The sequence below is a fragment of the Amycolatopsis sp. SB7-3 genome, from assembly GCF_041021335.1.
Taxonomy (GTDB): domain Bacteria; phylum Actinomycetota; class Actinomycetes; order Mycobacteriales; family Pseudonocardiaceae; genus Amycolatopsis; species Amycolatopsis japonica.
Window position 1 is genome coordinate 223263 of record NZ_JBFPJQ010000003.1, and the last position, 23934, is coordinate 247196.

Consider the following 23934-nt stretch of genomic DNA (forward strand, 5'->3'; position numbering starts at 1 on the left):
GCGTCAGGCCTTACCTGGCTTCATTCCCGGCGCGCGGGCATGGTGACGACGAAACCCGTGCTGCGCCCCAGATCGTCCAGCAGCCAGCCCATCCGTTTGGCCGTCCGCAGGATCAGCGCCGAGTCGACGATCGACAGCGGCGCCAGGTCCTGCTCCAGATGTTCCTGCATCCGCATCGATTCCTCGATCGAGCGCATCCACGTGGTCACCAGCAGATTCGCCGGGCCGGGCAGGCTCGCGATCTGGCGGATGGCCGGGTTCGCCCGCAGCCGGTCCACGCACGTGGGCACATGCGCGACGGGCACCTGGCACCACCAGTTGACGACGATCGGCGACGGGGTGAGCCCCTGCGCGATCTCGCACCGGAACGTCAGCGCGTCCGCGGCGATCAGGTGGCCGAGCTGCCGCCGGACGGTCGACACCGGACGGCCGGTGAGCCGGGCCAGGTCGGCGGCCGTGCGGCGGCCGTCCTCCCCCAGCGCGGCGGTCAGTGAGGCGTACGGCTCCTGCCACGGCCGCATCGCCGTCTGCCGTCCACCCGCGCCACCGGACGGCGGCAGCTGGGACAACGCCTGCACGCGCCCCCGGTCCAGCGCGCCCACCCGCCACGAGCTGCCTTCGACGTGCAAGCGCGACACCAGATGCGAACGGATGTTGAGCACACCGGGAAGCCCTGGAATCGCGTCGAGCAGCAGCGTCGACAGGTCGTGCATGCCGAGGCCGAACACCGTCAGCACCAGGCTGTACTCGCGCGAAGCCTCCTCGATGCTGACCACCGACGGCCAGGTGGACAGCTCGCGGATCAGTGCCCGCACCTGGCCGCTCGCGCAGCGGATCTCGACGTACGCGGCCTGGATCCGGGACCGTCCCGGCACGCGCGGATAGGCCGTCACCCAGGCTCCGCCGCCGTCGCGCAGCCGCTCCCACCGCCGCGTCAGCGTCGCCGGTGACGAGCCGAGGGCTTCGCCCAGCTGCGCCCAGGAGGCGCGGGGCCGCAGTTGCAGAGCGTGAATGAGCGAAAAGTCCTCCTCATCCAGCGAACCGATCACCATTTGCGCTTCCAGGGGTCGATCGTTGAGCGATTCCGACAATTCTAGCCCGATATCGGACGTGGATTCGCACACTCGACGACCAAGACGCCGACGTCCGACGCAGAGGAGATCGACCGGTGGACCTTCACGACGACGCTCGAAGCCTGCAGGACGAGCTGGTCCGGTTGCGGCGCGACCTGCACCGCGAGCCCGAGATCGGTCTCGACCTGCCCCGCACGCAGGAACGGGTGCTGCGTGAACTCGACGGGCTCGGCCTGGAGGTCTCCACCGGGACCGACACGACCTCGGTGACCGCGGTGCTGCGCGGCGAGGGTACGGCCAGGGATTCGGCCCGGCCGCGGACGGTCCTGCTGCGCGCGGACATGGACGCACTCCCGGTGGCCGAAGCGACCGGCCTGGACTTCGCCGCCACGAACGGCGCGATGCACGCCTGCGGCCACGATCTGCACACCACGTCGCTGGTCGGCGCGGCCCGGCTGCTGCACACCCACCGCGACCGCCTCAACGGCGACGTCGTCCTGATGTTCCAGCCCGGCGAGGAGGGCTGGGACGGCGCCGGCGTGATGCTCCGGGAAGGCGTGCTCGACGCCGCGGGCAGGCGCGCCGACGCCGCCTACGGGTTGCACGTCTTCTCGTCGATGCTGCCCAGCGGGCAGTTCGCCAGCCGTCCCGGGACGCTGATGTCCGCGTCGTACCGGTTGCTCGTCACCGTGCACGGCGAAGGCGGCCACGGGTCGATGCCGCACCGCGCCAAGGATCCGATCTCCGCCACCGCGGCCATGATCACCGCGCTGCAGACGATGGTCACCCGGCGGCTGGACATCTTCGACCCGGCGGTGATCACGGTCGGCGTCATCCGCGGCGGCACCAAACGCAACGTCATCCCCGCCACCGCCGAATTCGAGGCCACCGTCCGCTGTTTCTCGGACGCCGCCGGCGCGCTGCTCGACACGGCGATCCGCGAGACGATCGACGGCGTCGCGCGGGCGCACGGCGTCACCGCCGACGTCGTGTTCGAAAGCGAGTACCCGGTCACCGTCACCGACGTCGACGAGACCGCGTTCGGCGCCGAGGTCGTGCGCGAAACGATCGGGGAGCAGTACTACACCGAACTGCCCAATCCAGTGGCCGGATCCGAGGACTTCTCCCGGGTGCTCGCCGAAGTGCCGGGCACGTTCCTCGGTCTCGGTGCGCTGATGCCCGGCCTCGAACCGGACACCGCGCCCAACAACCACAGCCCGTACGCCGACTTCGACCCGTCCGTGCTGGCCAGGGCCACCACCGTCTACGCCGAACTCGCCGTCCGCCGTCTCGACCGCTTCGCCGAAGGAGCCACCCGATGAGCGCGACCGCGGGCACCGCCACCATCCCGGACCGCCGCCGTACCCTGTTCGGCCTCGGCGCGGGCAACGCGATGGAATGGTTCGACTGGAACATCTACGCGACCTTCGCCTCGTTCTTCGCCGCGCAGTTCTTCAACGCGCACGACGAGGTTTCGGCGCTGCTGAGCACCTTGGCGGTCTTCGCGGTCGGCTTCGCCGCCCGGCCCCTGGGCGGCTTGGTCTTCGGCTGGATCGCCGACCGCAAGGGCCGTCAGCTGTCGATGACGCTGACGGTCGCGATCGCCGCCGGTGGCAGCCTCGTCATCGGCTTTTCCCCCACGTACGGCCAAATCGGCGTGTGGGCGTCGGTGATCCTCGTGGTGGCACGGCTGGGTCAAGGCCTCGCGCACGGCGGTGAACTGCCTTCGGCGCAGACCTACATCGCCGAGGTCGCCCCGGCCGGCCGTCGCGGGTTGTGGTCGAGCCTGATCTACTTCTCCGGCACTTGTGGCGTGCTCGCCGGCACGCTGCTGGGCGCGGTCCTCTCCGGGGTGCTGAGCCACGATCAGATGCTCTCCTTCGGCTGGCGGATCCCGTTCGTGATCGGTGGCGTCTTCGGGCTCTACTCGCTCTACATGCGGCTGCGCATGCGGGAGACCGGCGTCTTCCTCGCCGAGTCGGCCAAGGACGAAGCCGCCGGGAAGAAGGCCGAGAAGGGCCGGATCTGGCAGACGATCAAGCAGAACCCGAAACTGCTCGTGCAGGTCGTCGGCCTGACCGTCGGGGCCACGGTCATCTACTACATGTGGGCCGTCGCCGCGCCGTCGTACGCGATCACCGTGCGCGGCGTCGACCCGACCGGCGCGCTGTGGGCGGGCGTTTTCGCGAACGTGATCTTCCTGATCGCGTTGCCGTTGTGGGGAAGGCTGTCCGACCGCATCGGCAGGAAGCCGGTGCTGTTCATCGCGATCGTGGGTCTGCTGGTGCTGAGCTTCCCGCTGAACGCGATGGTCGGCGACCAGGCCTGGCAGTTGTTCTTGGCGATGTCGATCGCCCTGGTCTTCATGGCCGGGTTCTCGTCCATCGGCCCGGCGGTCTACGCGGAGATCTTCCCGACCCGGATCCGCACCATCGGCGTCGGCGTGCCGTACTCGATCGCGGTCGCGGCCTTCGGTGGCACCGCGCCGTACCTGCAGACGCTCCTCGCCAAGAACGGCCACCCGTCGCTGTTCGTCGTCTACGGCATGGTGCTGATGGTCATCAGCGCCTTGGTCGTCTTCACCCTCCCGGAAACGCGGGGTGTCGACCTGCACGAGAAGACGAACGTGGACGTCGAGGCGAGGACCGCCGCCTGAGCGGACTCGGGGCGGGTGAAGGGGACTTTCACCGCATGCGATGCGGTAAAGCGCCCTTCACCCGTGCCAGGCGCACGACACTGGGGCGACTGTGTCCGGTCATGGCGATCGTCGCCAGGGCGCGAGCGCGACTTCGGTCGCGGTCCTCATCGCGGCCTGCAGCGTGGCGGGGTCCGTTCCGTCGGTGTCGTCGAGCAGGGCCTGAAGCGCGCCGGTGACCGCGCCGACGAACGCCCCCGTCAGCGCCGCCGCACCCACCGGGTCGATCCGGTCCGGGAACGCGGCCGCCAGATGTTTCGCGATTTCTCGTTGCGCGGCCAGCTGTTCCTGAAGCGCACGGCCGCGGACGGCGGGCACGGTCTGGATCATCCGGAGCCGCAACGCCGTCAAGGGGCTGACCAGTTCGTCACTGGTCGCGGTGACCTGGCTCAGGGCTCGCAGCAGGACCTCGGCCGGGCCTTCGGCCGGTCCGCGAGTGGCGATGGCGTCGATGGCGGCCTGTACGCGCTCGTCGGCGTCCGGGAACAGCAGCTCTTCCTTGCTGGCGAAGTAGCTGAAGAACGTGCGCGCGCCGATCTCCGCGGCCGCCGTGATGTCGGCGATCGTCGTCTCGTCGTAGCCCTTGCGCTCGAAGAGTTCCGTCGCCGCGTCGATGAGCGCTTGGCGTGTACGGGCTCGCTTTCGATCACGGAGGGACATGCGGGGAGCATACGCGCGGCAGCAGTGAGTGCAAACATGCAGTCATTGCCGATTTGCACTCACTGCTGATATCGTCGTCCGGCATGGAGACCGTGTTGATCTGCGGCGCCGGAGTCGCCGGTTCGACGCTCGCCTATTGGTTGGCACGTAACGGTTTCAAGGTCACTGTCGTCGAGCGGGCCCCGGGCATGCGCTCCAGCGGTAACCCGGTCGACGTTCGTGGGCCCGCGCTGCCGGTTGTCCAGGCCATGGGCGTCGTAGGCCGTCTACGCGACGTCGCGACGAGTGCGAAAAGGGTGTGTCTGCTCGGCGGAGACGGCCGTCGGATCGCCACTGTCGGCCTGTCCGCGGGCAAGGGGGAGGAGTTCGAAGTCCCTCGATCGGATCTCGTCACCGTGCTGCACGAGGCGGTCCGTGGCGACGCCGAGTTCCTGTTCGACGACACGATCGTCGGGTTGCGCCAAGACGAGCACGGCGTCGACGTCACCTTCGACCGGGCCTCACCCCGGCGCTTCGGCTTCGTGATCGGCGCGGACGGCCTGCACTCCGCGGTCCGGCGGCTCATCTTCGGGGCCGAGCGTTCTTTCGTGCGCCCCACAGGGATCTTTGTCGCCACCACGTCGTTCGGTGGCCCGGTCGACCACCCCGAGGAAGTCCTCCTCCACAACACCCCGGGCAGGCTGGTCGCTGTTCACCCGTCACGGGACGACGGCGGCGTCGCGTTCATCTTCCGTGCCCAGGCCGAGAATGTGGACCACCGGGACACGGCCCGGCACAAGCGGATCGTCACCGCGGTGTACGGCGATGCGGGTTGGCGGGTCCCCGAGCTGCTCGAACGCCTGCAGGAGGCCGACGACGTCTTCTTCGACGCGGTCAGTGTCGTCGACCTCCCGTCATGGTCACACGGCCGGATCGCCTTGGTGGGTGACGCGGCCTCCTGTGTTTCCCTGCTCGGTGAAGGCTCCAGCCTCGCGATCGCCGGCGCGTACACCCTCGCCACCGCTCTGACGTCGGCGTCGTCCGCCGGTTTCGGCCAGTACGAGGCCGAGCACCGCGCCCGGGTCGGGCCCGCGCGGCGTACTGCCAAGATGACCGCGGCCATGCTCGTGCCGAAGACCGGAATCGGCTTGGCGACACGAAATCTCGCGGCCCGCGCCTGGCGGTGGAGCGTCTGACCGCATGGGCGTGCGCTAGCTTGCCCGCTATGACCGAGCGCGGATCCGTCGTCTGGCCACCGGCCCTGATCAAGACCGAGCGGCGTTCATCGAGCTGTTCGCGTCGCCGGAGGTGGGTACCTACGTCGGTGGCCCTCGATAAGCGCGATGCCGAGCGTCCGGGGCGCGTTCGCCCGGAAGCCGGGGAGACCGAACTCGGCTACCTGTTCCTGCCGCGGAGGCGTGCGCGGCAGCGCTCGAGTGGTTCGCCGGCGCGCTTCCCGGTGAACCGGTGGTGCTCTGCACGCAGACTGCGAACGATCCCTCGATGCGGCTCGCGGCGAAGCTGGGATTCATCGAGGTGGAGCGGTTCGAAGAGTACGACGCCGAGCAGTGGTTCGGCGTCTGGCGCCCCACGAATGACGGATAGCTCGGTCGGGCGTCCGGGCGATCCGATCACTGCTGCGGTGACTGGATCGCGCTCACCGAGGGCGGCCGCCGATGCCTCGACCAGCATGTGTTGCTGGTCGAGGCATCGCGCAAGTGGCCGGACCTACCCGGCAGGTCAGTGGTCCCAGCGGATGCCGATCCGCCAGTTCACCGGGTACTGCAGCGGACCGGTTGTCAGCGTGTAGAAACTCGCGGGCAGAACGCAGGATTCCGTCTTGGCCGGCGCGTGGATGTAGCCGCCGCCCGAGCAGTTGCCGATCGTCCACTTGAACCAGTGATCGGGCGAGCCGGGCGCCCCGATCGCGTCGATGTCGACGTGGATGGTGCCGCCGGGGAAGAATCCCGACGCCAGTGAGCAGCTCGTGGTCGTGTAGCAGTCTTTCGGTCCCGCGCCGCCGGCGGCGTCGGCCACGCCCGCTCCGGTGATCGCGGTGCCCAGCACGGTTCCGGCCACGATCGCGGCCGCTCCGATCTTCTTCACTTTTGACTCCCCAGTCAGATGTCTTCGCTCGAGGGCGAATTGTCGGAACCATACCGGACCGGGCGGATCCGGGAACGGCGGATCGGCAGACCGCTTGCCCGATCGGCCCGACTCGGCGGACCGATCGTCCCGGAAGCCGCCGGATCAGGGCGGAGGCGCCGGGCCCGCTCCTAATTTGGTGCTCGTCGCACAAAAATCGGGCGGGGAGGAATCCGGATGGTGTCGGGAATGGCGAGCCGGTCGACGATGTCGCCGAGACGGGCGCGGTTCGTGCGGAACTGGACCGGCAGGCTCGTCGCGTTCGGCGAGTTCATCGATGGCTACGACCTGCTCGTCATCGGCGCCGCGGTCCTGTTCCTCAAGCCGTCGTTCCACCTCACCGCCTCCCAGGTCGGCCTCGTGACCGCGGCGGCGTTCGTGGGCACGGCGCTCGGCCTCGTGGTCTTCGGTGATCTGTCCGACCGCTTCGGCCGCAGGCTGATCTTCATGATCAACCTGGCGGTGTTCGTGGTGGCCTCCCTCGCCGCGGCGTTCGTCCAGGACGTGTGGCAACTGGTCGCGGCCAGGTTCGTGCTCGGTGTCGCGGTGGGGATGGACATCCCGACCTCCCACGCCTTCCTCACCGAGATCGCGCCCAAATCCCGCCGAGGACGGATCGCGGGCAGTTTGCCGAACATGATGTGGCTGGGTGGTGCCGTCACGTCGGTGTTGCTCGCGCTCGCGCTCCAGCCGTTGTTCGGCGACGACACCTGGCGGTGGCTGTTCGGGCTGGCCGCGCTGCCCGCGGCCGCGGTCCTGGTGGCGAGGCAGTTCCTGCCGGAGTCACCCCGTTGGCTGAGCGCGCGTGGTCGTGTGGAGGAGGCGCGGCGGATCTACGACGCGCTCGGGTTGGAACCGCCGAAACACGAGGTCCCGGAGCGGCGGAGCTACCGGATGCTGGTGTCCGGCCGTGCGTGGCGGCGGCTGGCGACGGTCACGGCCTTCTTCGCCATCCAGGCCTTCGGTGGCGCGGTGGCGACGGTCGCCGGACCGTTGATCATCAGCAGCACCGGCATCGGGGTCTCCAACACCCTGTACTTCTCCCTGCTGGGTTTCGTGGTGGGGCTGATCGCCGTGGTCGCGGGCGCCGCGATCATCGACCGCGTCAACCGGCGCTGGCTGGGCGTGTGGACGTGTCTCGGGGTGTTCGGCGCCGGGCTGGGAATCGCGTTCACCGGCGAGCGCGCCGGTGTCGGCCTGGTGGCCTTCTGGGTCGTGTACGCCATGCTGACCTGGTTCGGCCCGGGCGTGCTGTCCTGGGTGTGGAGTACCGAGGCGTTCCCCACCTCCTTGCGGGGCCTGGGTTCCGGTATCGCGCAGTGCGTGACCCGGCTCGCGATCGCGCTCAACGTGTTCCTGGCACCCATGCTGGCGCAGAAGCACGGCATCACGGTCGTCGCGTGGTACGCCTGCGCGTTCCTGGTGAGCGCGGTGATCGTGCTGCTGTCGCCGTGGCTGGCCACCACCGGTGTCGAACTCGAGGAGACCAACGGTGTCGAGTCCGGGAAACCGGAGTCGCGATGAGCCACCCTGGTCACACCGGAAGCCGGCCGCGCCAAGCCCGGCAGGCCAACACGGCCGCCGTGCTCCAGTTGCTCGTCCGGAGCGGTCCGCTGGCGCGCGGCGACATCGCGAAGGAACTGTCCCTCAACCACGGCAGCGTCAGCCGGATCATCGAGCCCTTGCTGTCCGCAGGTGTCGTCCGCGAACTCGCCGAGCGGTCCACCGGCGCCCGGGTCGGCAGGCCCCGGGTGCCGGTGGAGATCGATTCGTCCAGCCGGTACGCGGTCGGTGTGCACTTGGGTCTCGAACGGACCACGCTCGGGCTGATCGACCTGTCCGGGCACTGCGTCAAGACACACTCCGAGAAGCGCGATCCGGCGGACGTCGCCGGCACTCTGCGGCATGCCGCGGAACTGGCGGCGGGGGTGGCGGACGCCGCGCCGGGACCGGTGCTGGGCATCGGTGTCACCGCCGGCGGTGAAGTGGACCGGGCGACCGGCCGGGTCGTGCGCAACGACGTACTGGGCTGGACCGACGTCCGGGTCTCCGACGTGTTACGCGAGCGGACCGGGCTCGACGTCGTGGTGGACGGCAACGTGGCCGCCCTGCTGGGTGCCGAACTCACCTTCGGCGCGGGGCTCGGCGGGCACGACGTGTCGTATCTGTTCATCGGCAACGTCACGGAGACGGGGTTCCTCAGCCGTCCGGCGGGTACCTGCTCGAACGGCATCGTCCAAGGCGACTTCGGCCGCCTCCTCGTACCCGAGCTCGACGGCGGCGGTCACCGGCGCTTCGGCGAATGCGGGACGGACGTGGCGTTGCTCGCCGCCGCCCGGTCCGCCGGGGTCGCGGCGACCTCGCTGGCGGAGCTGATCCGCCTGGCGGACACGGATCCCGCCGCGGCGAGGCTGCTCGAGGGACGCAGCGCGCAGGTGGCCCTGGTGGCCGACACGGTGTACGACCTGATGCGGCCGGACCTGATCGTCCTCGGCGGCAGCGGCGCGCCGTCGGACCGATGGCTCGACGCGGTGCGCGCTCGCGTCGAGACGGCCCCGCCGCACGCGCTGGTCCGGCCACTGGCGCGGGGCAATCCGTTGGTCGTCGCGGCGGCGGGGCTCGTCGTGCGTGCCTTCTTCACCAGTGGGGAGTGGTCATGAGCGGTGTGGTGGTACTCGGCGGCGCGGGCGGTATCGGCTCGGCCGTGGTCCGCGCTTTCCTGGCGGAGGGACGGCCGGTGGCGGTGGTGGACGTCGCGCCACCGCCATCGGAACACACCGGCGTGCCGTGGATCCGTGGTGGCGCGAGCGATCCGGCCGTGATCGGTGCCGCGTTCGACGCACTCGGCGAGGTGACCGGGCTGGTGCATTGCCTGCTGAGCGAGCATCGCGCCCCCTTCACCGAACAGACGGCGGACGCGCTGCGCAAAGTGTTGGACATCGGCGCGGTATCTGCGCTGGAACCGTTGCAGCAGTTGGTCGCCCGTGCCGGGGGAAGGCCGTGTGCCGCCGTGCTCGTCAGTTCGATCCACGCCGGTCTGGCCTGGGGCGGACAGGCCCCGTACGCGATGGCCAAGGCCGCGTTGGAGGCGCTGGGCCGCGCGGCCGCCGTGGAACTCGGACCGCGCGGGTTGCGGTGCAACACCGTCCGGCCGGGGTTCGTCATGGTGCCGCGGAACGCGCATCGCTGGCGGGACGCGGGTACCCGCGAAGCCTTGTCCGGGCTTCAGCCGTCCGGCGAGCTCGCCGGACCGGACGACGTCGCGAGCGTGATCGCCTTCCTACTCGGCGATCGGGCCAGGTTCGTCTCCGGCGAGACCGTCACCGTGGACGGCGCGATGACCGCCGTGCTGCCCGAGCCGCCGCCGTCTTTCAACCGAGGAGGGCCTGGGTGATCTGGCGGGTGGTCTGCGCGGCGACATGGGGGTTCACGGCGGCGTAGGTGACATAGGCGTTCAAACCGGTGGCCAAGGCCCAACCACGACCGCGGGTCCAGGTCGCGTCGTCCACATCGAGCGCGGTGCGGAAGGTGGCTCGCGTTTCGGCTGACATGAGGGTGAAGGCGATGATCAGATCGCGAGCCGGATCGCCGACGCCGAGTTCCCCGAAGTCGAGGACGGCGCTGAGGCGGCCGTTGGTCGTCAACAGGTTGCCGGTGTGGAAATCGCCGTGGAACCAGACCGGCGGACCGGCCCAGCCGGGGGCGGCGAGGGCGTTGTCCCACAGGTCGGTCATCGCCGCGGTGTCGAAGGCATCGCCGACTTTCGCGATGGCGAGCCGCGTCGCTTTATCCCGAGTGGCGAGCGGACGACCGGTGAGATCCTCGGTCGTTCCGGCGTCGATCCGGTGGAGCGCGGTCAGGAACCCGGCCAGCGCCACTGCGGCTTCGTGCGAGCCGGACAGGGCGTCCACGGTCGCCACCTCGCCGTCCAGCCATCGCGACACCGCCCATGGCCACGGATAGCCGAAGTCCGCCGTTCCCACTCCCACCAGTGTGGGTACGGCCAGCGGCAGGTGCGGGGCCAGCCGGGGCAACCACTCGGCTTCCTTCGGCGCCTGCTCGATGGCGCCGTCGTGGCGAGGTAGCCGCACGGACAGGTTCTCGCCCAGCCGGTAGATCACATGATCCGAGCCCGCCGGGGCGTACGGAAGCAGCGGCAACCCGGCCCATTGCGGGAACTGCGTGTCGATCAGACGCCTCGCCAACGCGATGTCGATCACCGGGGTGGTTTTCACGGTCAAGAGCGGCTCCTGCGGTCGGCGGTGGCAGCGTGTCATGGTCTCTGCCCGGCGATCAACCGATTTGCCGAGCCCGCCCGTGAACTGGGCGCTCGCCTTCCGGGAAATCGACGTGACCGGAGCCCGAACCCGACTTTCGGGCCTACTCGGCGGTGTGCCGGGCGCCTACCGTGACATGGTCTAGACCTCTCATGAGAGGACTCGTGCGATGAAGTTTTCCCGCTCTGTGGTGAAAGTCGCGGTATTGACCGCGGTGTTCGGCGCGGTTTCGGTGTTCACCGCCGTTCCCGCGCTCGCGCATGGCTCGATGGGCACTCCGATCAGCCGGATCATGCGCTGTTTCCAGGAAGGACCGGAGAATCCGCGGTCCGCCGCGTGCAAGGCCGCCATCGCGGTGGGCGACAGCTGGCCGATTTACGACTGGGACGAGGTCAACATCGGTGACGCCAGTGGCCGTAGCCGCGAGATCATCCCGGACGGCAAGCTGTGCAGTGCCGGCCGGGACAAGTACAAGGGGCTCGATCTGGCCCGTGCCGACTGGCCGGCGACCACGATGCCGGCCAGTGGTCCGTACACCTTGCGGTATCAGCTGACCGCCGCGCACCCGGGCACCTTCGAGCTGTATGTCACCAAGCCGGGTTACGACCCGACGAAACCGCTCAAGTGGTCCGACCTGGAAGACACCCCGTTCTACAAGCAGAACAACCCGCCGATCGCCGGCAACGCCTACCAGTTGAAGGCGAACCTGCCCGGCGGGCGGACCGGCAGGCATTTGATCTACTCGATCTGGCAACGCCACTGGCCCGATTCCGGCGAGGCCTTCTACTCCTGCTCGGACGTCATCTTCACCTGACTTCCGCGGCCCGGCCGACAAAGGTGGCGAAGACCGATGTCGGCCGGGCCGGGCAGGGGTCCGGGTGGTCCGCGAGGAGCGGTCGAGTGTCCCTTGTGGACAGTCGGGCCTTTAACTGAGGTAGAAGCCGCCGTCGTTGCGGAGGACCGTCGCGACGATCGGGAACCGGCGAGTGCCGTTCCACCAGTGGTAAACGGCGTGGTACTGGCCGTTGGCCGCCTGGAAGAAGTCCATCCCGCCCGGGCCAGGGTGGTTGCCGGGCAGGCCGCGGTAGGGGTTGAGGCCGCCGGTGCCGGTGTACCCGAAGTAGGGCCGCTCAGCCCCGTTCTGCCGCGGTGTGCAGCGCGTCGACGGGATCGGTCCGGTGCCGCACCGGGCGATGCCGGTCGCGTACCGTGCGCTGTCCCAGTTGTTGCCGGAGTAGGCCAGGTACCAATAGCCGTCGGCGGATTTGAACATCGACGGGTTCTCGATCACGTGCGTGCCGCCGCTCATCCGGATGGTCTCCCAGCCGATGTCGGTGCTCTTCAACGCGTCCCGGCGGGTGTCCCAGTCCGCCATGCCGTTGGACTGGGTGCGCACGACCGAGATACCGGTCTCCGGGTACGAGGTGATCGCGTCGTCCCGGTAGGCGACGTACATGGAGCCGCCCGAGACGAACGGGTTCGCGTCGATGGCCCAGCGGCCGTTGCCCGGGCAGGCCCACTCGACGGGGTTGGTGAACGGTCCTCGCGCACTGCCCGAGACGGCGCGGCCGAGGCATTTCTGGCCGGAGCCCCGCTTGGACGCGGTGTAGTACATGAAGTAGGTGTCGCCGAAGCGGACGACGCCGGGCGCCCAGACGTTGCCCTCCGCCCAGCTGCCCGGCCCGTTGGGCAGTGCGTCGGCCGACGCGCACGTGCCCACACCGACGGTGTTGCCGGAGCCGTGCACGAGCACCGGCACGAACAGTTTCCCGGTCACGCCGCACCGCTCGCCGACACCGGCGCCGACCGTGGTGCCGTAGGTGACGTACGAGCCGTCCTTCGCCTGGACGGTGTCCGGGTCGGCGAGGGGGAACGTCGACTCGGCGGCCGCGGTCGAGACACCGTCGGCCGCGCCTGCCGTGCCGACCGCCGTGACGGTGGCCGTGGCGGTCGTGGCGAGCACGCCGGCCACGAGTAATCTGGTCATCCACTTGCGCATGCTGAATCCCTTACTGGGCAAGAAGAGTGATGTCGGTCAAGAGGAGCACCCGGCCACCCACGGTCGGGGTGGGAAGCCTTGCGGCCGCGATGCCGGGCGAGATTCGCCGGGGTGTCCGGCTGCTCTCCCCGGTTACTTGTGGACGGACAAGTGCGCCGGTTGCAAACTATGTGACCTCACTCGCCAACGGGACAGAAAGCGCGGAAACTGCCGCTCGATGCATCCGTACGGCCTATCGGTGCTGTCGTTCGACGGTGGTGAGCAGCCTGCGTAGCGCGGTGGGGGTGTGCCCCAGATGTTCGCGCACGGTCCGGCACAAGTGCGCCTGGTCGGAGAACCGGAGTTCGGCGGCGAGGGTGGCCAGGCTGGGCTCACCCGCCTCCAGCCGGTCCAGCGCTTGGGCGACGCGTACGCGGTTGCGGTAGCGGGTCAGGGAAACCCCCAGTTCTCGGGTGAAGGCCCGGCTGAGCCGGTACGGCGAGACACCCAGCAGGGTGGCGAGCGGGACCAGGCCCGCCGCGGCGGGATGACCCTCGCCGATCAGACTTCGGGCTCGGGCTACCAGCGTCCGGTCACCGGCGCCCGCCGGATCGCTCCCCGGGACAGTCGTGGTCACGACCTGCCGGACGGCCTCGGTCACCAGGCTGACCAGTCCTTCGGTCGCCGCGTAGTCCGTGTCGGCGGCGCGGGAGGCGGCCAGGAGCCGCCGGTGGGCGAGGTCGAGCCGGCCGTCGACGTACAGCGACGTGCGTTCCAGCCGTGGTGTGTCGCCGGCCATCGCACGCCAGAACGCGGAGGTCAGGCTGATCGAGGTGCACCTGTCGCCGCCGGCCGGATGGGCGAAGTACTCCTCCTCACCGGGCATTCCGAGGTAGCCGACGGTGCGGTCGAGGTCCACGTGGACGCCACGGACCCGGCGGCGGAACCCGCCGCGGCGCACGAGCACGAGCCGCACGTCCTCGCGTGGTCGCTCGGCCGACCAGCCGCGATGGTCGTCCCGGCAGTCCACGTCCGCGATGGCGAACTCCGGGCGGGCCGCTAGCCCGAGGAAGGAAAGCACCCACGGAGGCTATGTGGAGGGTCCGACAGTTCCGCAAGGATCTTCAAGACCTGGGGGACTGGTTCGGGGCAAGTTGGGGGATATGGCTTCCCTCAGCAACGAAATCATGGTCGAGTCCAGCGCCGAAGCGGTGTGGGAGGTGATCGGCGACTTCAGCACGGGTCCTTCGCGGATGGCACCGGGGTTCGTGGTGGACACCCGGATCGAGGACGGCTGCCGGGTCGTCACCTTCGCCGACGGCACGGTGGTCCGGGAGCGATGCGTCACCGTCGACCACGACACGCGCCGGATCGTCTACGCGGTGATCGGCGGCACCGTTCGACCGGACCACGACAACGCCTCCATGCAGGTCTTCGCCGACGGCGAACGGCGGTGCCGGCTGGTGTGGGCCCGCGACGTCCTCCCCGACGCCTTGGCCGCGCCGATGGCCGAGGCGATGTCGCGCGGTTTGGAGGTCATCAAGCGGACCCTCGATGAGCCCGGGCGGTAATCTCGGTCGCCGGGTTCTCCTGGCCGGCCGCCCACGACGCCAAGAGCGCCAGGCCGTCCGCGGTCGCCGTCCCGGCGGGTGCGGTGTAGACGGTCAGGAGCAGGCCGGGTTCGGCGGGCAGCGCCATCGACTCGACGTCCAGGTCGAGCCTGCCCACCACGGGATGGTGCAGACGTTTACGTCCGGACCGGTGGAGCTGAACGTCCTGAGACGCCCACCGCCGCCGAAACCGCTGACTGCGCGTCGACAACTCACCGACCAGGGCGATCAGCTCCTCGTCGTGCGGATCGCGGCCGGCTTCCATGCGTAGCTTCGCTGCCACGTCACGGACGATCCGGTCATAGTCGACAAAGAACGTTTTCGCCGCCTCGGGATCCAGATACACGAACCGCGCGGTGTTCGCCGGTCGTCGCGGGTCGGCCAGCACGGGTGCATACAGCGCGAGGGCAAGGTGATTCATGGCCAGCACGTCATAACGGCCGTTGCAGATCCACGCCGGCGCGTCGGTGATGGCGTCGAGAACCTGCTGAAGCGCGGGACGCACCGTCACGGCGGGCCGGCGTCGGCGAGCGGGCGCCTTGGATCGCCGTGCCAGGTGGAACAGGTGATCGCGCTCGGCCTCGTCGAGGTGCAAGGCGGAGGCCAACGCGCCGAGCACCCCGTCGGAGGCGCCGGAGAGGCTGCCGCGCTCCATCCGCACGTAGTAGTCGACCGATACCCCGGCCAGGAGAGCTACCTCTTCGCGACGCAGGCCTTTGACCCGGCGGTTGCCGCCGTAAGCGGACAGTCCGGCCCGCTCCGGCGTGATCCGCGCGCGCCGCGAACTCAGGAATTCCTTGATCTCGGTGCGCAGGTCGATCGTGGCCACCTTTTCACTGTAGGCCGGTGTCCACAGGCGAAGGGAGGTACTGCTGGTACCCCCTAAGTACCCGACGCGGTCGTCGCGATGCCGCCGTCGACCGGGACGATGGCGCCCGTCAAGTAGGACCCCGCCCGGCCGGCGAGGAACACGGCGGTGCCTGCCATGTCGTCGTCACGGCCGATGCGGCGCAGAGGTGTCTTCGCCGCGATCGTGTCGCCGATGGCGTCGATCGTGGCCGCCATCATCCGCGACGGGAAGACTCCTGGGGCTATCGCGTTCACCGTGACGTGCTGTGGGCCCAGTTCCCTGGCGAGCACCCTGGTGAGCTGATGGAGTGCCGCCTTGCTGCCTGCGTACGAGTAGTTCGGAGCCTCGGCGACGTGGATGGCGGCGATACTGCCGATGTTGATGATCCGCGCGGGATCATCGGCGGTTCCCGCCCCGCGCAGCGCGGGCAGCAGCGCCTGCACCAGCCAGAACGGTGACTTGAGGTTGAGGTCGATCACCGCGTCCCAGGCCTCGGCGGGGAACGTCTCCAGCGGCTCGCGCCACATCGCTCCGGCGTTGTTGACGAGGATGTCCAGACGTTCCCAGTCGGCCTTGACGACATCAGCGAGGCGCTGACACTCGTCGTACCTGGACAGGTCGGCGGGGATCGCTCGGACATCGCCGAATTCGGAGAGCAGACGCTGCGCCTCCGCGCACGCATCCGCCTTGCGTGAGCTGACGATGACGCGGGCGCCCGCCTGCAGGAGGCCGCGCGCGATCATCATCCCGATGCCCCTGGTTCCGCCAGTGACAAGTGCGTACTTCCCACTCAGATCGAAAAGTCCTGAGTGAGTGGTGAACCGGTCGCCCGCCATGAGTCTTCGTCCGTTCTGTCGTGTGAAGCCGACTCGAACAGGCTGACAGGCGTGCTGGACGTCGGGGAGATCCTGGCGATACAGGTACTGCGAGAGCCCCCTTGCCCGGGACCGCGGAGGCCGGCGGTTCCCACGTCGGGCGACCGCCGGCCGTTCCATCAGGGCCGGAGCCAGGGCCCGGTCATCGCGGCGAGCAGGCTGTGCTGCGGATCGTCGGCGCCCAGCTCCCACATCATCATGCCCGCCAGGCGGTGGCGTTTCGCGAACAGCGAGCGGTCCTGAATGGACCGTGGGTTCTCGTAGCTCACCCAGATCTTCTTCTCCGGGTTCCAGAGGTACGGCGACCGCACGATCGGGTCCCAGCCCTTGCGGAATCCGGGGTCACCGGCCCACTCCGGGCCCATGAGGACCTTGTAGTCGAGGAACTGCATGGCCGTGTACGGCTGGTAGAGGCCGTCGTTGGCGGTCGAAGTGACGGTGAACGCCCGGCCGTAGAAGGGAACGCCGAGGACGATCTTCTCGCGCGGGACACCGTGGTCGGTCATGTACTTCAGCGCGCCGACGTTGTTGTTGTACTCGTCGTTCGGGTCACCGGGCCGCTTGACCAGCGGGTCGTTGAAGCAGGAGAACTTCGAGTAGCCCGTGCAGAAGTCGTAGGTCATCAGGTTGAAGATGTCGACGAGTCTGCCGACTTCACGCAGGTCGAAACTGTTGGACGCGTCGTAGGGCGCGCCCCCGGTTCCGGTGCCGTCGTCCTGGACACGGCCCGCGGGGATGTCCGCGGACAGCTTCATGGCGCGGCCAGGCCTGCCGTGGTCGCGGGCATAGCGTTGCAACTGGGACCGGAACTCCTTGAGCAGCAAGGTGAAGTTCGCGCGGTCGGCCGGCGAGTTGCCGATACTGGGCAGCCCTCCCGAGACCGGGAACTCCCAGTCGACGTCGAATCCGTCGACCAGCCCGGCCGGGAACGCGCTCAGCCATTTGTCCACACAGGACTTCACGAAGGCGCGCCGGGATTCGGCGGTCGCGGCGCCGGCGCCGAATCCCGGCGCGGCCCAGCCGCCGATGGAGATCAGCACGGTCAGGCCGGGGTGCTCACGTTTCACCGCCGCGAGGCTTTCGATGTCCTTGCGCTGCTTGGCGTCCGGGGTGCTGCACCGGCCGCCCGCCGGCGAGGCGAACCAGTAGCTGATGGTGTTCAGCATTTCCCAGGGGACCTGATCGGCGGGCGGTGTACCACCCCAGAACGCCTCCAGGATCGGCCGATCCGGTGGCGGGGCGGCCTCGATCCCCGGTGTCCCGGAAGCGGGGGAGGCGGGAAGCAGTGCCAGGACCGCGGCGAGGCACAGCCCGAGCCGCAACGCCAGATTCTTCGGTCGCATGGAAAATCCTTCCTAGTGGGAATGGGTACGAGTGGCGGTGGCGGTCACTGAGCACTTCGCAGGTCCCTGATCGAGCGGACCGCGAGCAGCAGCACGGTACAGGCGAGCCCGAGCACGGTCGCGAGGATCATCAGTGGCCGTGCGCCGAAAAGGCTCGCCATCGGCCCGGCGAGCGACCTGCCCAGCACCAACGCGAGCAGCGACCCCGAGACGTCGTAGGCGTAGACCCGGTTCAGGAGTTCCGCGGGAATCTGCGTCTGGACCGTGGTGGACCACAGGACACCCCAGTAGGCGAGGCCGAAACCGGCCAGCGTCCAGCCGGCGACGAGCAAGGCGACCGGAAGTCCCACCGCGGGCGTGATCGGGTACAGCGCGAACAACGCCCAGCCGATCGCCCCGGACAGCAGCGGACGGCTCGGGCGGACGCGCATGGCCACCGCGCCGCCCGCGACTCCGCCCGCGCCGAAGGCGGCCATTCCGATACCCAGCGCGGTCGAACCGTAGTCCGAGACGACCAGGTCCGCGCCGACCGGCAGCGACACACCCGCCACGAAACAGCCGTACACCAGGTGGATCGCGATCACGCCCCAGAGCCAGCCGCGGGCGGCGAACTCCCGCCAGCCTTCGACCAGCTGACGCCAGAACGACGGTTCACTGTCCTCAGTGGACTTGACCGGCGTGAGCCGCAGGGCGAACAGGCAGAGGGCGCTGATCCCGTACGTCGCGGCATAGATCCCGAACACGGTCCCGGCTCCGGCGACGGCGACCAGCACACCGGCGAGCGCCGGGCCGAGTACGCCCGAGATCGCCTCGGAGATCCGCAGGATGCCGTTCGCGCCCTGGACGTCCTCCGCGACCTGCGGGACCATGCTCGCCACACCGGGCTGGAACAGCGCGGTGGCGGCGCCGCTGAGGAACTGCAGGACGACGATCGCCGGCAGCGACGGAGTTCCGACGGCGAAGGCGACCGCCATCCCGCCCTGGACGACCAGCCGGACGAGGTCCGCGATGATCATCATCCGGCGCGGCGTGAACCGGTCCGCGAGTACGCCGCCGAACAGCATGAACAACGCGAGCGCGCCCATCCACGCGCCGAGGGCGTAGCCGACGCCGTCGATCCCGTGACCCGCGGCCAGCACGGCGATCGAGAGTGCGACGGGCAGCATCGCGTCGCCCAGCATCGACCCGCTGCGCGCGGTGAGGTACAGCTTGAAGTTGCCGGACCAGAGCCGTCCGGCGGCCGGTTTTCCTTCACCGGTCAGGGTTTCGGTGTCGTGACTCATACCGGCAGCTCCCGCCCGCTTGAGGAGTCGATGGCCGTGGCCGTCCAGGCGACCGGATCCAGCGGATCGGCGGGAGGCTCGGCACAGATCACGTAGTGGTGCGGCGCCAGCGCGGTCGGCCGCCCCGGCAGCGCGGCCAGTACGCGGGCGTGCAGGTCCGCGGCCGTCGCCGGGCCGGTCAGGTGGCACACCAGCCGGTGACCCAGGACGTCGTCGGGCTCCGCGGTCACCAGATGCGGCCGGTCACCGAGGACGTCGGAGACCAGTTCCCGGACGGCGTCCAGCTCGACCCAGCACGAGTCGGAGAGGTACCAGCCTTCCCCGCGTTCGATGGGGGCGAGCGTGGTGAGCGAATGCAGTTCCTTCACCGGAAGATCCGCCTCGGCCGCCGCACGCAACAACGCCAGGAGACCGCGGCCGAACTCGGTCACCTCGGCGGTGTCGAGACAACCGGGGTCGACCCACAGCGTCAGATCCAGTTCCGTGTCGAGGCGGTACAGGCAGCCGAAGAAGCGGGTCGGGATGTCCTCCTGCGGCAGCAGCTCCAGCGTGCCACCGATTTCGGGGTCGTCTTCGACGTCCGGTCCGCCCGGCAGCCACACCGACGGCAGCCTGCCGTACGCGGCGCGAGGCGGCTCGCCGACCACCGCGTCGCCCAGCGCGCTCATGTCGTTGAACACGAGATCCCTGGCGAAGGAGAAGCCCCGTTCGTGGGTGACGCGGGTGATCACTTCCCAGATTGCGTCGGCTTCGAACCAGCTGTGCCGGTACGCGGGCACGGAAGCGGCGCGGACGGCGTGGACCAGTTCGTCGAACGTCTCCGGGATGGTGACCGGGAGCAGCGCGTCCTGCGCCATCGAACCGAAGAAGCGGCGCAACTGCTTGAGCACCCGGTTGCCGGACAAGGACGTCGTCACGCAGGAGGCTTGCGCGGTCCAGTGCGCGATCAGCGCGTTGAGCGCGGCGAGGGCGATGGCGGAAGGGCTCGCGCTGGTCCGCTCGGCGATCGCCGCGATATGGCCCATCGCGGCCCGTGAACGGACCCGCAGCCCGGGCCGGAGGAAGCCGGTTCCGGTGGCGGGCACGGGGAACATCGCCTGCGGAACGGTGCGCAGCTTGCTTTCCCAGTACCGCGTCGCCGCTTGTCCCAGCCGCTGCACCGCGGGCGTCTTCTCGAGTTCGACGACGTCGAGCGGCTGCGGCGAGTCGTCCACGGGCAGCTCGTGCCCGGCGGCCAGCTCGGTCCATTCGCCGAGGAGGAGCTCGCAGGTGGCGACGTCCATCGCGGCGTGGCTCACCACCCAGACGAGCCGGCGGGGGACGGCGTTCTCGGTCACCACGGCGAGACGCAGTGGCAGCTCCGCGGTCAGATCGAAGACCCGGGACCGCAGGGCCCGCGCGGTGCTCTCGGCCGTCCGGAGGACGTCGCCGTCGCTCTCGACGACCTCGACCTCCACCTCGCCTTCCGCGAGCACGTGCTGGAGGGGCCGATCGCCGAACGAGTACGTCGTCCGCAGCGACTCGTGGCGTTCGAGCAGCACCCGGAGCCAGGCGGCGACCTGGTCCACCGGCGCGCCGGGTACGTCGAACACCATCGCGAGGTTGAGCCGCGTCGGATCGTCGTCGAGGGTGATGGCGCGGACGATGTTCGCGTGGCCGAACGCCAGCGGACCGGAACGAGCCGTCTTGCCGGTGAAACGGACCTGGAACCGGGTCATTTCGTCACCTCGTGGGTCGGGCGGGTCAGGGGAGCGGCGGTGGTCTCGAACCGGCAGAAGGCGACTGTCGCGTCGTCGTGGTGTTTCCCGGCGAAGTGGCCCGGCGCGGTACGGAGTTCGGCGCGGCGGGTCTCGTGGACGACGGCGGCCGGGCCGTCGAGCTCGGCGACGTCGAGCAGCTGGTGCCAGGTCCAGCCGTACCGTTCGACGAGCCGGTACGCGCCGTCGGTGAGGAGCGCGGCGCGCCGCAGTCGCGAGAGTTCCACGGTGCCGGTGCGGGCCTGGGCGGCGGCGGCCGGATCACTGCCCGCGACCCAGAACCCGCCGGGCGCGTTGCGCAGGGGCCGGACCTCCTGCCAGGACAGGTGCAGCAGCCGGTCGATCCGGTCGTCGATGACGGCCTCGACGGTGCCGTCGAGCCGTTCGAGCACCACCGCCGAATCGCTGAGCACCAGGTAGTCGGCGAAGCCGTCCCGTTCGCGCAGGATCGCCACGGTCGCCGTCGGACCGCAGGGATTGCCGAGATCGCAGGTACCGGAGTGGGCGTCGCGGACCGACTCGATGGCCGCGCGGAGGACGGCACGCAGGTCATCGGCGGGACGTTCGACGAGGAGCCGGTCCAGCGAGGTGCCGAGCCTCGCCACCAGCCAGCGGACGTCGTGCACGCAGCCGGTCTCCGCGCCCGGTTCCGCCGTCGCGCCGTCGATGACCAGTGCGTGATACCGGCCTGAGAGCACCAGATCCTCGTTGACCAGGCCGTCACCCGGCTGGGAGAGACGATCGACTTTCATGCTTCGTCCTTTTCGTAGGCGAGCCATTGGGCGAGTGCGCGGATGCCTTGATCGAGTTCCGTCGCCGGTTCGTCGGCGACGAGACGAGGGGCGGAAGGGCCGTGGGGCGACGACGGCCAGCTGACCGGAACCCGCCGGACGGTGCGGGCGACTGCGTCGGCCAGTTCCCGGCTGGTCAGCGGAGACGGCGTCGCGACGGTCCGCCGCGGCGCCGGCTGGTGCAGGAGGTGGTGCACGGCGAGCGCGATGTCCCGGATGTAGGCGGGCCGGTGGGTCGCCTGGGCCGGGACGTCGGCCTGGATCGGTTGTGCCAGCAGGGCTTGCCGGGTGAACGTCTCCAGGACGGAATAGCCCTCGATACCGGGCCCGTACGGCGAACCGGTCCGCAGGACGCTGGTGCCCGGCGCGGCGGTGGGGACGGGCGCGCCGGGAGGGCAGACCTGCACCACGTGCCGCGCCGTCACGGACGGGAGCGTGGAACCGGGTTCGGCGACGTGGACCACGGCGTCGACGTCCGGCCCGTCGTTCCCGGCCAGGACCTCGTACCCGCGATCGGCCAGATGACGCGCGATCTCCCGGCCGAGCGGGCGGTGGGTGGTGGTGACGAAGACGCGTTCCCGCCGGGGCGCGGGCGAAAGTCGTGCCCGGGCACCGGCTTCGTGGCCGAGACGGGCCAACTCCGACATGGCGGGCCGCAGCGTCCGGAGCGTGGAAGCGCCGACGGTGGTGCACACCCCGCCCGCGCCGATCGTGCCCAGCGCGAGGGAGCCGACCCGGTCGAGCCGGCCGCGGGGCCCGAGGGCGCCGAGGAGGTAGGCCGTGGTCCAGAGTCCTTCGATGGCTTCTTCGTCGAGATGCCGTTCCAGATCGGCGAGAGCGCCGAACACCGACCCGGTGACTTCGAGCCGTTGCTTCTGGCAGGCGTCGAAATCCCAGCCCGCCCGGCCGAAGTACCGTTCGGCGTCGATGGTCGTCCGTCTTCCGTCCTCACGCACGACGCACTGGGCGATCCCGTGTTTGAAGAACGGGATGACGTCGGGATCGAGCGGACCCGCGCCGAGTGACCAGTCGTCGCCGGGCGGGGCGGCGAAGCACGCCGACCGCCGTGAGCCGTGCGAGTCGTTGCGGAGGACGCTGGGTTCGTCCGCGTGCTCGACGAGATTCGGAGCGACCAGCAGAACCGGGACCCCGGCCGCGCGCAGGTACCGGGACATGACGACGTCGTCGGGCCAGGTCGAGCCGTGCGCTTCGGCGAAATCCGCGAAACCGGCCGCGATCCGGGCGGGCAGCGCCAGCGCGACCGTCGGGGTGTACTCGTGGGTCGCGGTGACCCATCTCGCCCCGGCCAGCGCGGCGATCCGCACGGCGGCGCCGTTGCGGGAGTTCCAGTTGGTGTAGAAGGCGATCGCGGCCTCGGGGGCGGCCGCGACGGCGGCCCGGGCGTGGTCGAAGAAGCCGTCGACGGGAACGGCGTCGTCCTGGAGGACCAGGTGGTGGGTCGTGCCTTCGGCGATCGCGGACCAGGCCCGGATCGCGGTACGCAGGGCGGTCGGCGGTCCGCCGGGCTCCGGATCGGCGACCGGTCGCAGCGCCCCGGCGGGCGCGGCGGCCAGCAGGCGGCCGGTGAGTCCCGGCCGCCGCGGATGGGTCATGACGGCACCGGTGAGCACTATGTCGTGGCAGGGAGGCGGAGTGGTCACGTGGCTGGTCCAATCAGGACGTGAATTCGAGACGATCCGGAACGGAATCTAGGTCGGGCCCCGCGGGGGCCACCAGAATTTGGCCGAAACCGGACTCGGCGACCGGAGAAAGCGATCCCGATCGGCGACTCGGGTAATGATCAATCCACAATGGACGGAGAATGCGGCCGCTACCGGACAAGCACTTCAGTCGGCCGTGCCGTCGGGCAGCCACCCGCATTCCGCCGCCCGGAACCCGAGTTCGAACCGGCTCCTCGCGCCGACGCGGGCCATGAGGACGTTGACGTACCGCCGAACGGTCCTCGCGGATACCCCCAGCCGGTTCGCGACCGCTTCATCGGTCAGTCCGTCGACCAGGCAGCGCAGGATCGCCTGTTCGAACTCGTCCGGCCGAGCGGACGTCATCTCCCAGGGCGTCGCCTCCTCCCAGCGAGGGTCGAAGGCCTCGGCGAGAGCGCTGATCAACGTCGGCGTGGTCACCATGAGCAAGCTTTTGGCGTCGTCGCCACCCGAAGGGACCAGCGCCAGTCTGCGGTCTATCAAAAGGGATTCTTCGATCGCCCGATCGGTGACCTTGACCCGGAGCCCGTGCCGCACCGCCTCGGTGATCTCGCCGCGCGCGTGTTCCGCCGGTGTCGTGCACAGCAGCCGCACCCGGACGTGCGGCGGAAAGGCGCCGCGGCGCGCGGCCGCGGTGACGGTCCCGCCGAACCACGGCGAACCGCCCGTCGCGGTGGTCAGCACTTCCCGTCTTGCGGTGGAAACCAGATCGAGTACAGTCGACAGGCTCGTTCCGTCGGTCGGGTTCGGAGCGGATGACGCAGACACTGACCTTGCCCCCAGGCGTGTTCGTCCTACACGATCGCACTTTGTTTTCCCGCCAGCTGAATTCTTGTTCCGAAGCATGCGGAGAGCCGGTATAAATTTGGTATGGACCACTAATCGCAAAGGTCGCGA

Annotated in this window: 23 protein-coding genes; 9 read left to right on the top strand and 14 right to left on the bottom strand. The window is 69.6% G+C overall.

Annotation, left to right across the window (positions count from 1 at the left end):
- Positions 1-20: 20 nt before the first annotated feature.
- Positions 21-1052, bottom strand: coding sequence for an Lrp/AsnC family transcriptional regulator (locus tag AB8M46_RS25655; protein WP_037348353.1), 1032 nt, complete (start codon positions 1050-1052; stop codon positions 21-23).
- 116 nt (positions 1053-1168) lie between these two features.
- Here AB8M46_RS25655 and AB8M46_RS25660 point away from each other — a divergent pair, with 116 nt between their 5' ends.
- Entirely contained in the window at positions 1169-2395 is a 1227-nt protein-coding gene (locus AB8M46_RS25660; protein WP_394361879.1) for a M20 family metallopeptidase, read from the top strand.
- Positions 2392-3729, top strand: coding sequence for an MFS transporter (locus AB8M46_RS25665; protein ID WP_378421777.1), 1338 nt, complete (start codon positions 2392-2394; stop codon positions 3727-3729). The genes AB8M46_RS25660 and AB8M46_RS25665 overlap by 4 nt, the downstream gene beginning before the upstream one ends.
- A 99-nt stretch (positions 3730-3828) precedes the next feature.
- On the opposite strand, the gene AB8M46_RS25670 is transcribed toward AB8M46_RS25665, so the two are convergent.
- The gene (locus AB8M46_RS25670; protein WP_394361880.1) at positions 3829-4428 is read right to left on the bottom strand and encodes a TetR/AcrR family transcriptional regulator; all 600 of its coding nucleotides are present in this window, start codon (positions 4426-4428) and stop codon (positions 3829-3831) included.
- 83 nt (positions 4429-4511) lie between these two features.
- Between AB8M46_RS25670 and AB8M46_RS25675 the strand changes: the two genes are divergently transcribed.
- Both AB8M46_RS25675 and AB8M46_RS25680 read left to right on the top strand, forming a co-directional pair.
- Complete coding sequence (locus AB8M46_RS25675; RefSeq protein ID WP_394361881.1) at positions 4512-5603, top strand: FAD-dependent oxidoreductase; 1092 nt, start codon at positions 4512-4514, stop codon at positions 5601-5603.
- Between the two features lie 271 nt (positions 5604-5874).
- A complete protein-coding gene (locus tag AB8M46_RS25680; protein ID WP_394361882.1) occupies positions 5875-6012 on the top strand; it encodes a hypothetical protein in 138 nt (45 codons plus the stop codon).
- Between the two features lie 135 nt (positions 6013-6147).
- Here the strand turns inward: AB8M46_RS25680 and AB8M46_RS25685 are convergent, their stop codons facing one another.
- Positions 6148-6513, bottom strand: a complete 366-nt coding sequence (locus AB8M46_RS25685; RefSeq protein ID WP_037348342.1) for a hypothetical protein — start codon at positions 6511-6513, stop codon at positions 6148-6150.
- Between the two features lie 216 nt (positions 6514-6729).
- Here AB8M46_RS25685 and AB8M46_RS25690 point away from each other — a divergent pair, with 216 nt between their 5' ends.
- The 3 genes from AB8M46_RS25690 to AB8M46_RS25700 are packed head-to-tail and all read left to right on the top strand — an operon-like array spanning position 6730 to position 9946.
- Entirely contained in the window at positions 6730-8076 is a 1347-nt protein-coding gene (locus AB8M46_RS25690) for an MFS transporter (RefSeq protein WP_394361883.1), read from the top strand.
- Positions 8073-9212 carry an ROK family protein gene (locus AB8M46_RS25695; protein WP_394361884.1) on the top strand — a complete coding sequence of 380 codons (1140 nt, stop codon included), beginning with the start codon at positions 8073-8075 and terminating at the stop codon, positions 9210-9212. The genes AB8M46_RS25690 and AB8M46_RS25695 overlap by 4 nt, the downstream gene beginning before the upstream one ends.
- Positions 9209-9946 carry an SDR family NAD(P)-dependent oxidoreductase gene (locus AB8M46_RS25700; protein ID WP_394361885.1) on the top strand — a complete coding sequence of 246 codons (738 nt, stop codon included), beginning with the start codon at positions 9209-9211 and terminating at the stop codon, positions 9944-9946. The genes AB8M46_RS25695 and AB8M46_RS25700 overlap by 4 nt, the downstream gene beginning before the upstream one ends.
- On the opposite strand, the gene AB8M46_RS25705 is transcribed toward AB8M46_RS25700, so the two are convergent.
- A complete protein-coding gene (locus AB8M46_RS25705; RefSeq protein ID WP_394362147.1) occupies positions 9924-10787 on the bottom strand; it encodes an aminoglycoside phosphotransferase family protein in 864 nt (287 codons plus the stop codon). The genes AB8M46_RS25700 and AB8M46_RS25705 overlap by 23 nt on opposite strands.
- Positions 10788-10998: 211 nt before the next feature.
- Between AB8M46_RS25705 and AB8M46_RS25710 the strand changes: the two genes are divergently transcribed.
- Positions 10999-11643: a lytic polysaccharide monooxygenase gene (locus AB8M46_RS25710; RefSeq protein ID WP_037348338.1), complete on the top strand. Its 645-nt coding sequence runs from the start codon at positions 10999-11001 to the stop codon at positions 11641-11643.
- A 111-nt stretch (positions 11644-11754) separates the two neighbouring features.
- Here AB8M46_RS25710 and AB8M46_RS25715 read toward each other — a convergent pair whose 3' ends face one another.
- Both AB8M46_RS25715 and AB8M46_RS25720 read right to left on the bottom strand, forming a co-directional pair.
- Entirely contained in the window at positions 11755-12816 is a 1062-nt protein-coding gene (locus AB8M46_RS25715) for a family 43 glycosylhydrolase (RefSeq protein WP_233629981.1), read from the bottom strand.
- Between the two features lie 244 nt (positions 12817-13060).
- The gene (locus tag AB8M46_RS25720) at positions 13061-13888 is read right to left on the bottom strand and encodes a helix-turn-helix transcriptional regulator (protein ID WP_394361886.1); all 828 of its coding nucleotides are present in this window, start codon (positions 13886-13888) and stop codon (positions 13061-13063) included.
- 82 nt (positions 13889-13970) lie between these two features.
- Here AB8M46_RS25720 and AB8M46_RS25725 point away from each other — a divergent pair, with 82 nt between their 5' ends.
- Positions 13971-14378, top strand: coding sequence for an SRPBCC family protein (locus tag AB8M46_RS25725; RefSeq protein ID WP_125737628.1), 408 nt, complete (start codon positions 13971-13973; stop codon positions 14376-14378).
- Here AB8M46_RS25725 and AB8M46_RS25730 read toward each other — a convergent pair.
- The 8 genes from AB8M46_RS25730 to AB8M46_RS25765 all read right to left on the bottom strand — a co-directional run bounded on the left by AB8M46_RS25730 (position 14347) and on the right by AB8M46_RS25765 (position 23721).
- Positions 14347-15246, bottom strand: coding sequence for a helix-turn-helix transcriptional regulator (locus tag AB8M46_RS25730; protein WP_394361887.1), 900 nt, complete (start codon positions 15244-15246; stop codon positions 14347-14349). The two genes, AB8M46_RS25725 and AB8M46_RS25730, sit on opposite strands and share 32 nt — an antisense overlap.
- Positions 15247-15299: 53 nt before the next feature.
- Positions 15300-16103, bottom strand: a complete 804-nt coding sequence (locus AB8M46_RS25735; protein ID WP_394361888.1) for an SDR family oxidoreductase — start codon at positions 16101-16103, stop codon at positions 15300-15302.
- A gap of 158 nt (positions 16104-16261) precedes the next feature.
- On the bottom strand, positions 16262-17485 hold the full coding sequence (locus AB8M46_RS25740; protein ID WP_394361889.1) for a glycoside hydrolase family 18 protein: 1224 nt from the start codon (positions 17483-17485) through the stop codon (positions 16262-16264).
- 44 nt (positions 17486-17529) lie between these two features.
- Complete coding sequence (locus AB8M46_RS25745; RefSeq protein ID WP_037348328.1) at positions 17530-18768, bottom strand: MFS transporter; 1239 nt, start codon at positions 18766-18768, stop codon at positions 17530-17532.
- Positions 18765-20486 (bottom strand): condensation domain-containing protein, encoded by a 1722-nt coding sequence (locus AB8M46_RS25750; RefSeq protein ID WP_394361890.1) that lies wholly within the window; start codon positions 20484-20486, stop codon positions 18765-18767. Before AB8M46_RS25750 ends, AB8M46_RS25745 begins: the two co-directional genes overlap by 4 nt.
- Entirely contained in the window at positions 20483-21277 is a 795-nt protein-coding gene (locus tag AB8M46_RS25755) for a protein phosphatase 2C domain-containing protein (protein ID WP_394361891.1), read from the bottom strand. Before AB8M46_RS25755 ends, AB8M46_RS25750 begins: the two co-directional genes overlap by 4 nt.
- Complete coding sequence (locus tag AB8M46_RS25760) at positions 21274-22977, bottom strand: hypothetical protein (RefSeq protein ID WP_394361892.1); 1704 nt, start codon at positions 22975-22977, stop codon at positions 21274-21276. The genes AB8M46_RS25755 and AB8M46_RS25760 overlap by 4 nt, the downstream gene beginning before the upstream one ends.
- A gap of 186 nt (positions 22978-23163) precedes the next feature.
- Positions 23164-23721 (bottom strand): helix-turn-helix transcriptional regulator, encoded by a 558-nt coding sequence (locus tag AB8M46_RS25765; protein WP_052121340.1) that lies wholly within the window; start codon positions 23719-23721, stop codon positions 23164-23166.
- Positions 23722-23934 lie beyond the last annotated feature (213 nt).

Excerpts from the sequence above, each read along its gene's own strand:
- AB8M46_RS25750 (WP_394361890.1), bottom strand. The coding sequence starts at position 20,486 with ATGACCCGGTTCCAGGTCCGTTTCACCGGCAAGACGGCTCGTTCCGGT.
- AB8M46_RS25675 (WP_394361881.1), top strand. The coding sequence starts at position 4,512 with ATGGAGACCGTGTTGATCTGCGGCGCCGGAGTCGCCGGTTCGACGCTC.
- AB8M46_RS25700 (WP_394361885.1), top strand. The coding sequence starts at position 9,209 with ATGAGCGGTGTGGTGGTACTCGGCGGCGCGGGCGGTATCGGCTCGGCC.
- AB8M46_RS25735 (WP_394361888.1), bottom strand. The coding sequence starts at position 16,103 with ATGGCGGGCGACCGGTTCACCACTCACTCAGGACTTTTCGATCTGAGT.
- AB8M46_RS25755 (WP_394361891.1), bottom strand. The coding sequence starts at position 21,277 with ATGAAAGTCGATCGTCTCTCCCAGCCGGGTGACGGCCTGGTCAACGAG.
- AB8M46_RS25695 (WP_394361884.1), top strand. The coding sequence starts at position 8,073 with ATGAGCCACCCTGGTCACACCGGAAGCCGGCCGCGCCAAGCCCGGCAG.
- AB8M46_RS25670 (WP_394361880.1), bottom strand. The coding sequence starts at position 4,428 with ATGTCCCTCCGTGATCGAAAGCGAGCCCGTACACGCCAAGCGCTCATC.
- AB8M46_RS25710 (WP_037348338.1), top strand. The coding sequence starts at position 10,999 with ATGAAGTTTTCCCGCTCTGTGGTGAAAGTCGCGGTATTGACCGCGGTG.
- AB8M46_RS25745 (WP_037348328.1), bottom strand. The coding sequence starts at position 18,768 with ATGAGTCACGACACCGAAACCCTGACCGGTGAAGGAAAACCGGCCGCC.
- AB8M46_RS25715 (WP_233629981.1), bottom strand. The coding sequence starts at position 12,816 with ATGACCAGATTACTCGTGGCCGGCGTGCTCGCCACGACCGCCACGGCC.
- AB8M46_RS25655 (WP_037348353.1), bottom strand. The coding sequence starts at position 1,052 with ATGGTGATCGGTTCGCTGGATGAGGAGGACTTTTCGCTCATTCACGCT.
- AB8M46_RS25725 (WP_125737628.1), top strand. The coding sequence starts at position 13,971 with ATGGCTTCCCTCAGCAACGAAATCATGGTCGAGTCCAGCGCCGAAGCG.
- AB8M46_RS25665 (WP_378421777.1), top strand. The coding sequence starts at position 2,392 with ATGAGCGCGACCGCGGGCACCGCCACCATCCCGGACCGCCGCCGTACC.
- AB8M46_RS25740 (WP_394361889.1), bottom strand. The coding sequence starts at position 17,485 with ATGCGACCGAAGAATCTGGCGTTGCGGCTCGGGCTGTGCCTCGCCGCG.
- AB8M46_RS25690 (WP_394361883.1), top strand. The coding sequence starts at position 6,730 with ATGGTGTCGGGAATGGCGAGCCGGTCGACGATGTCGCCGAGACGGGCG.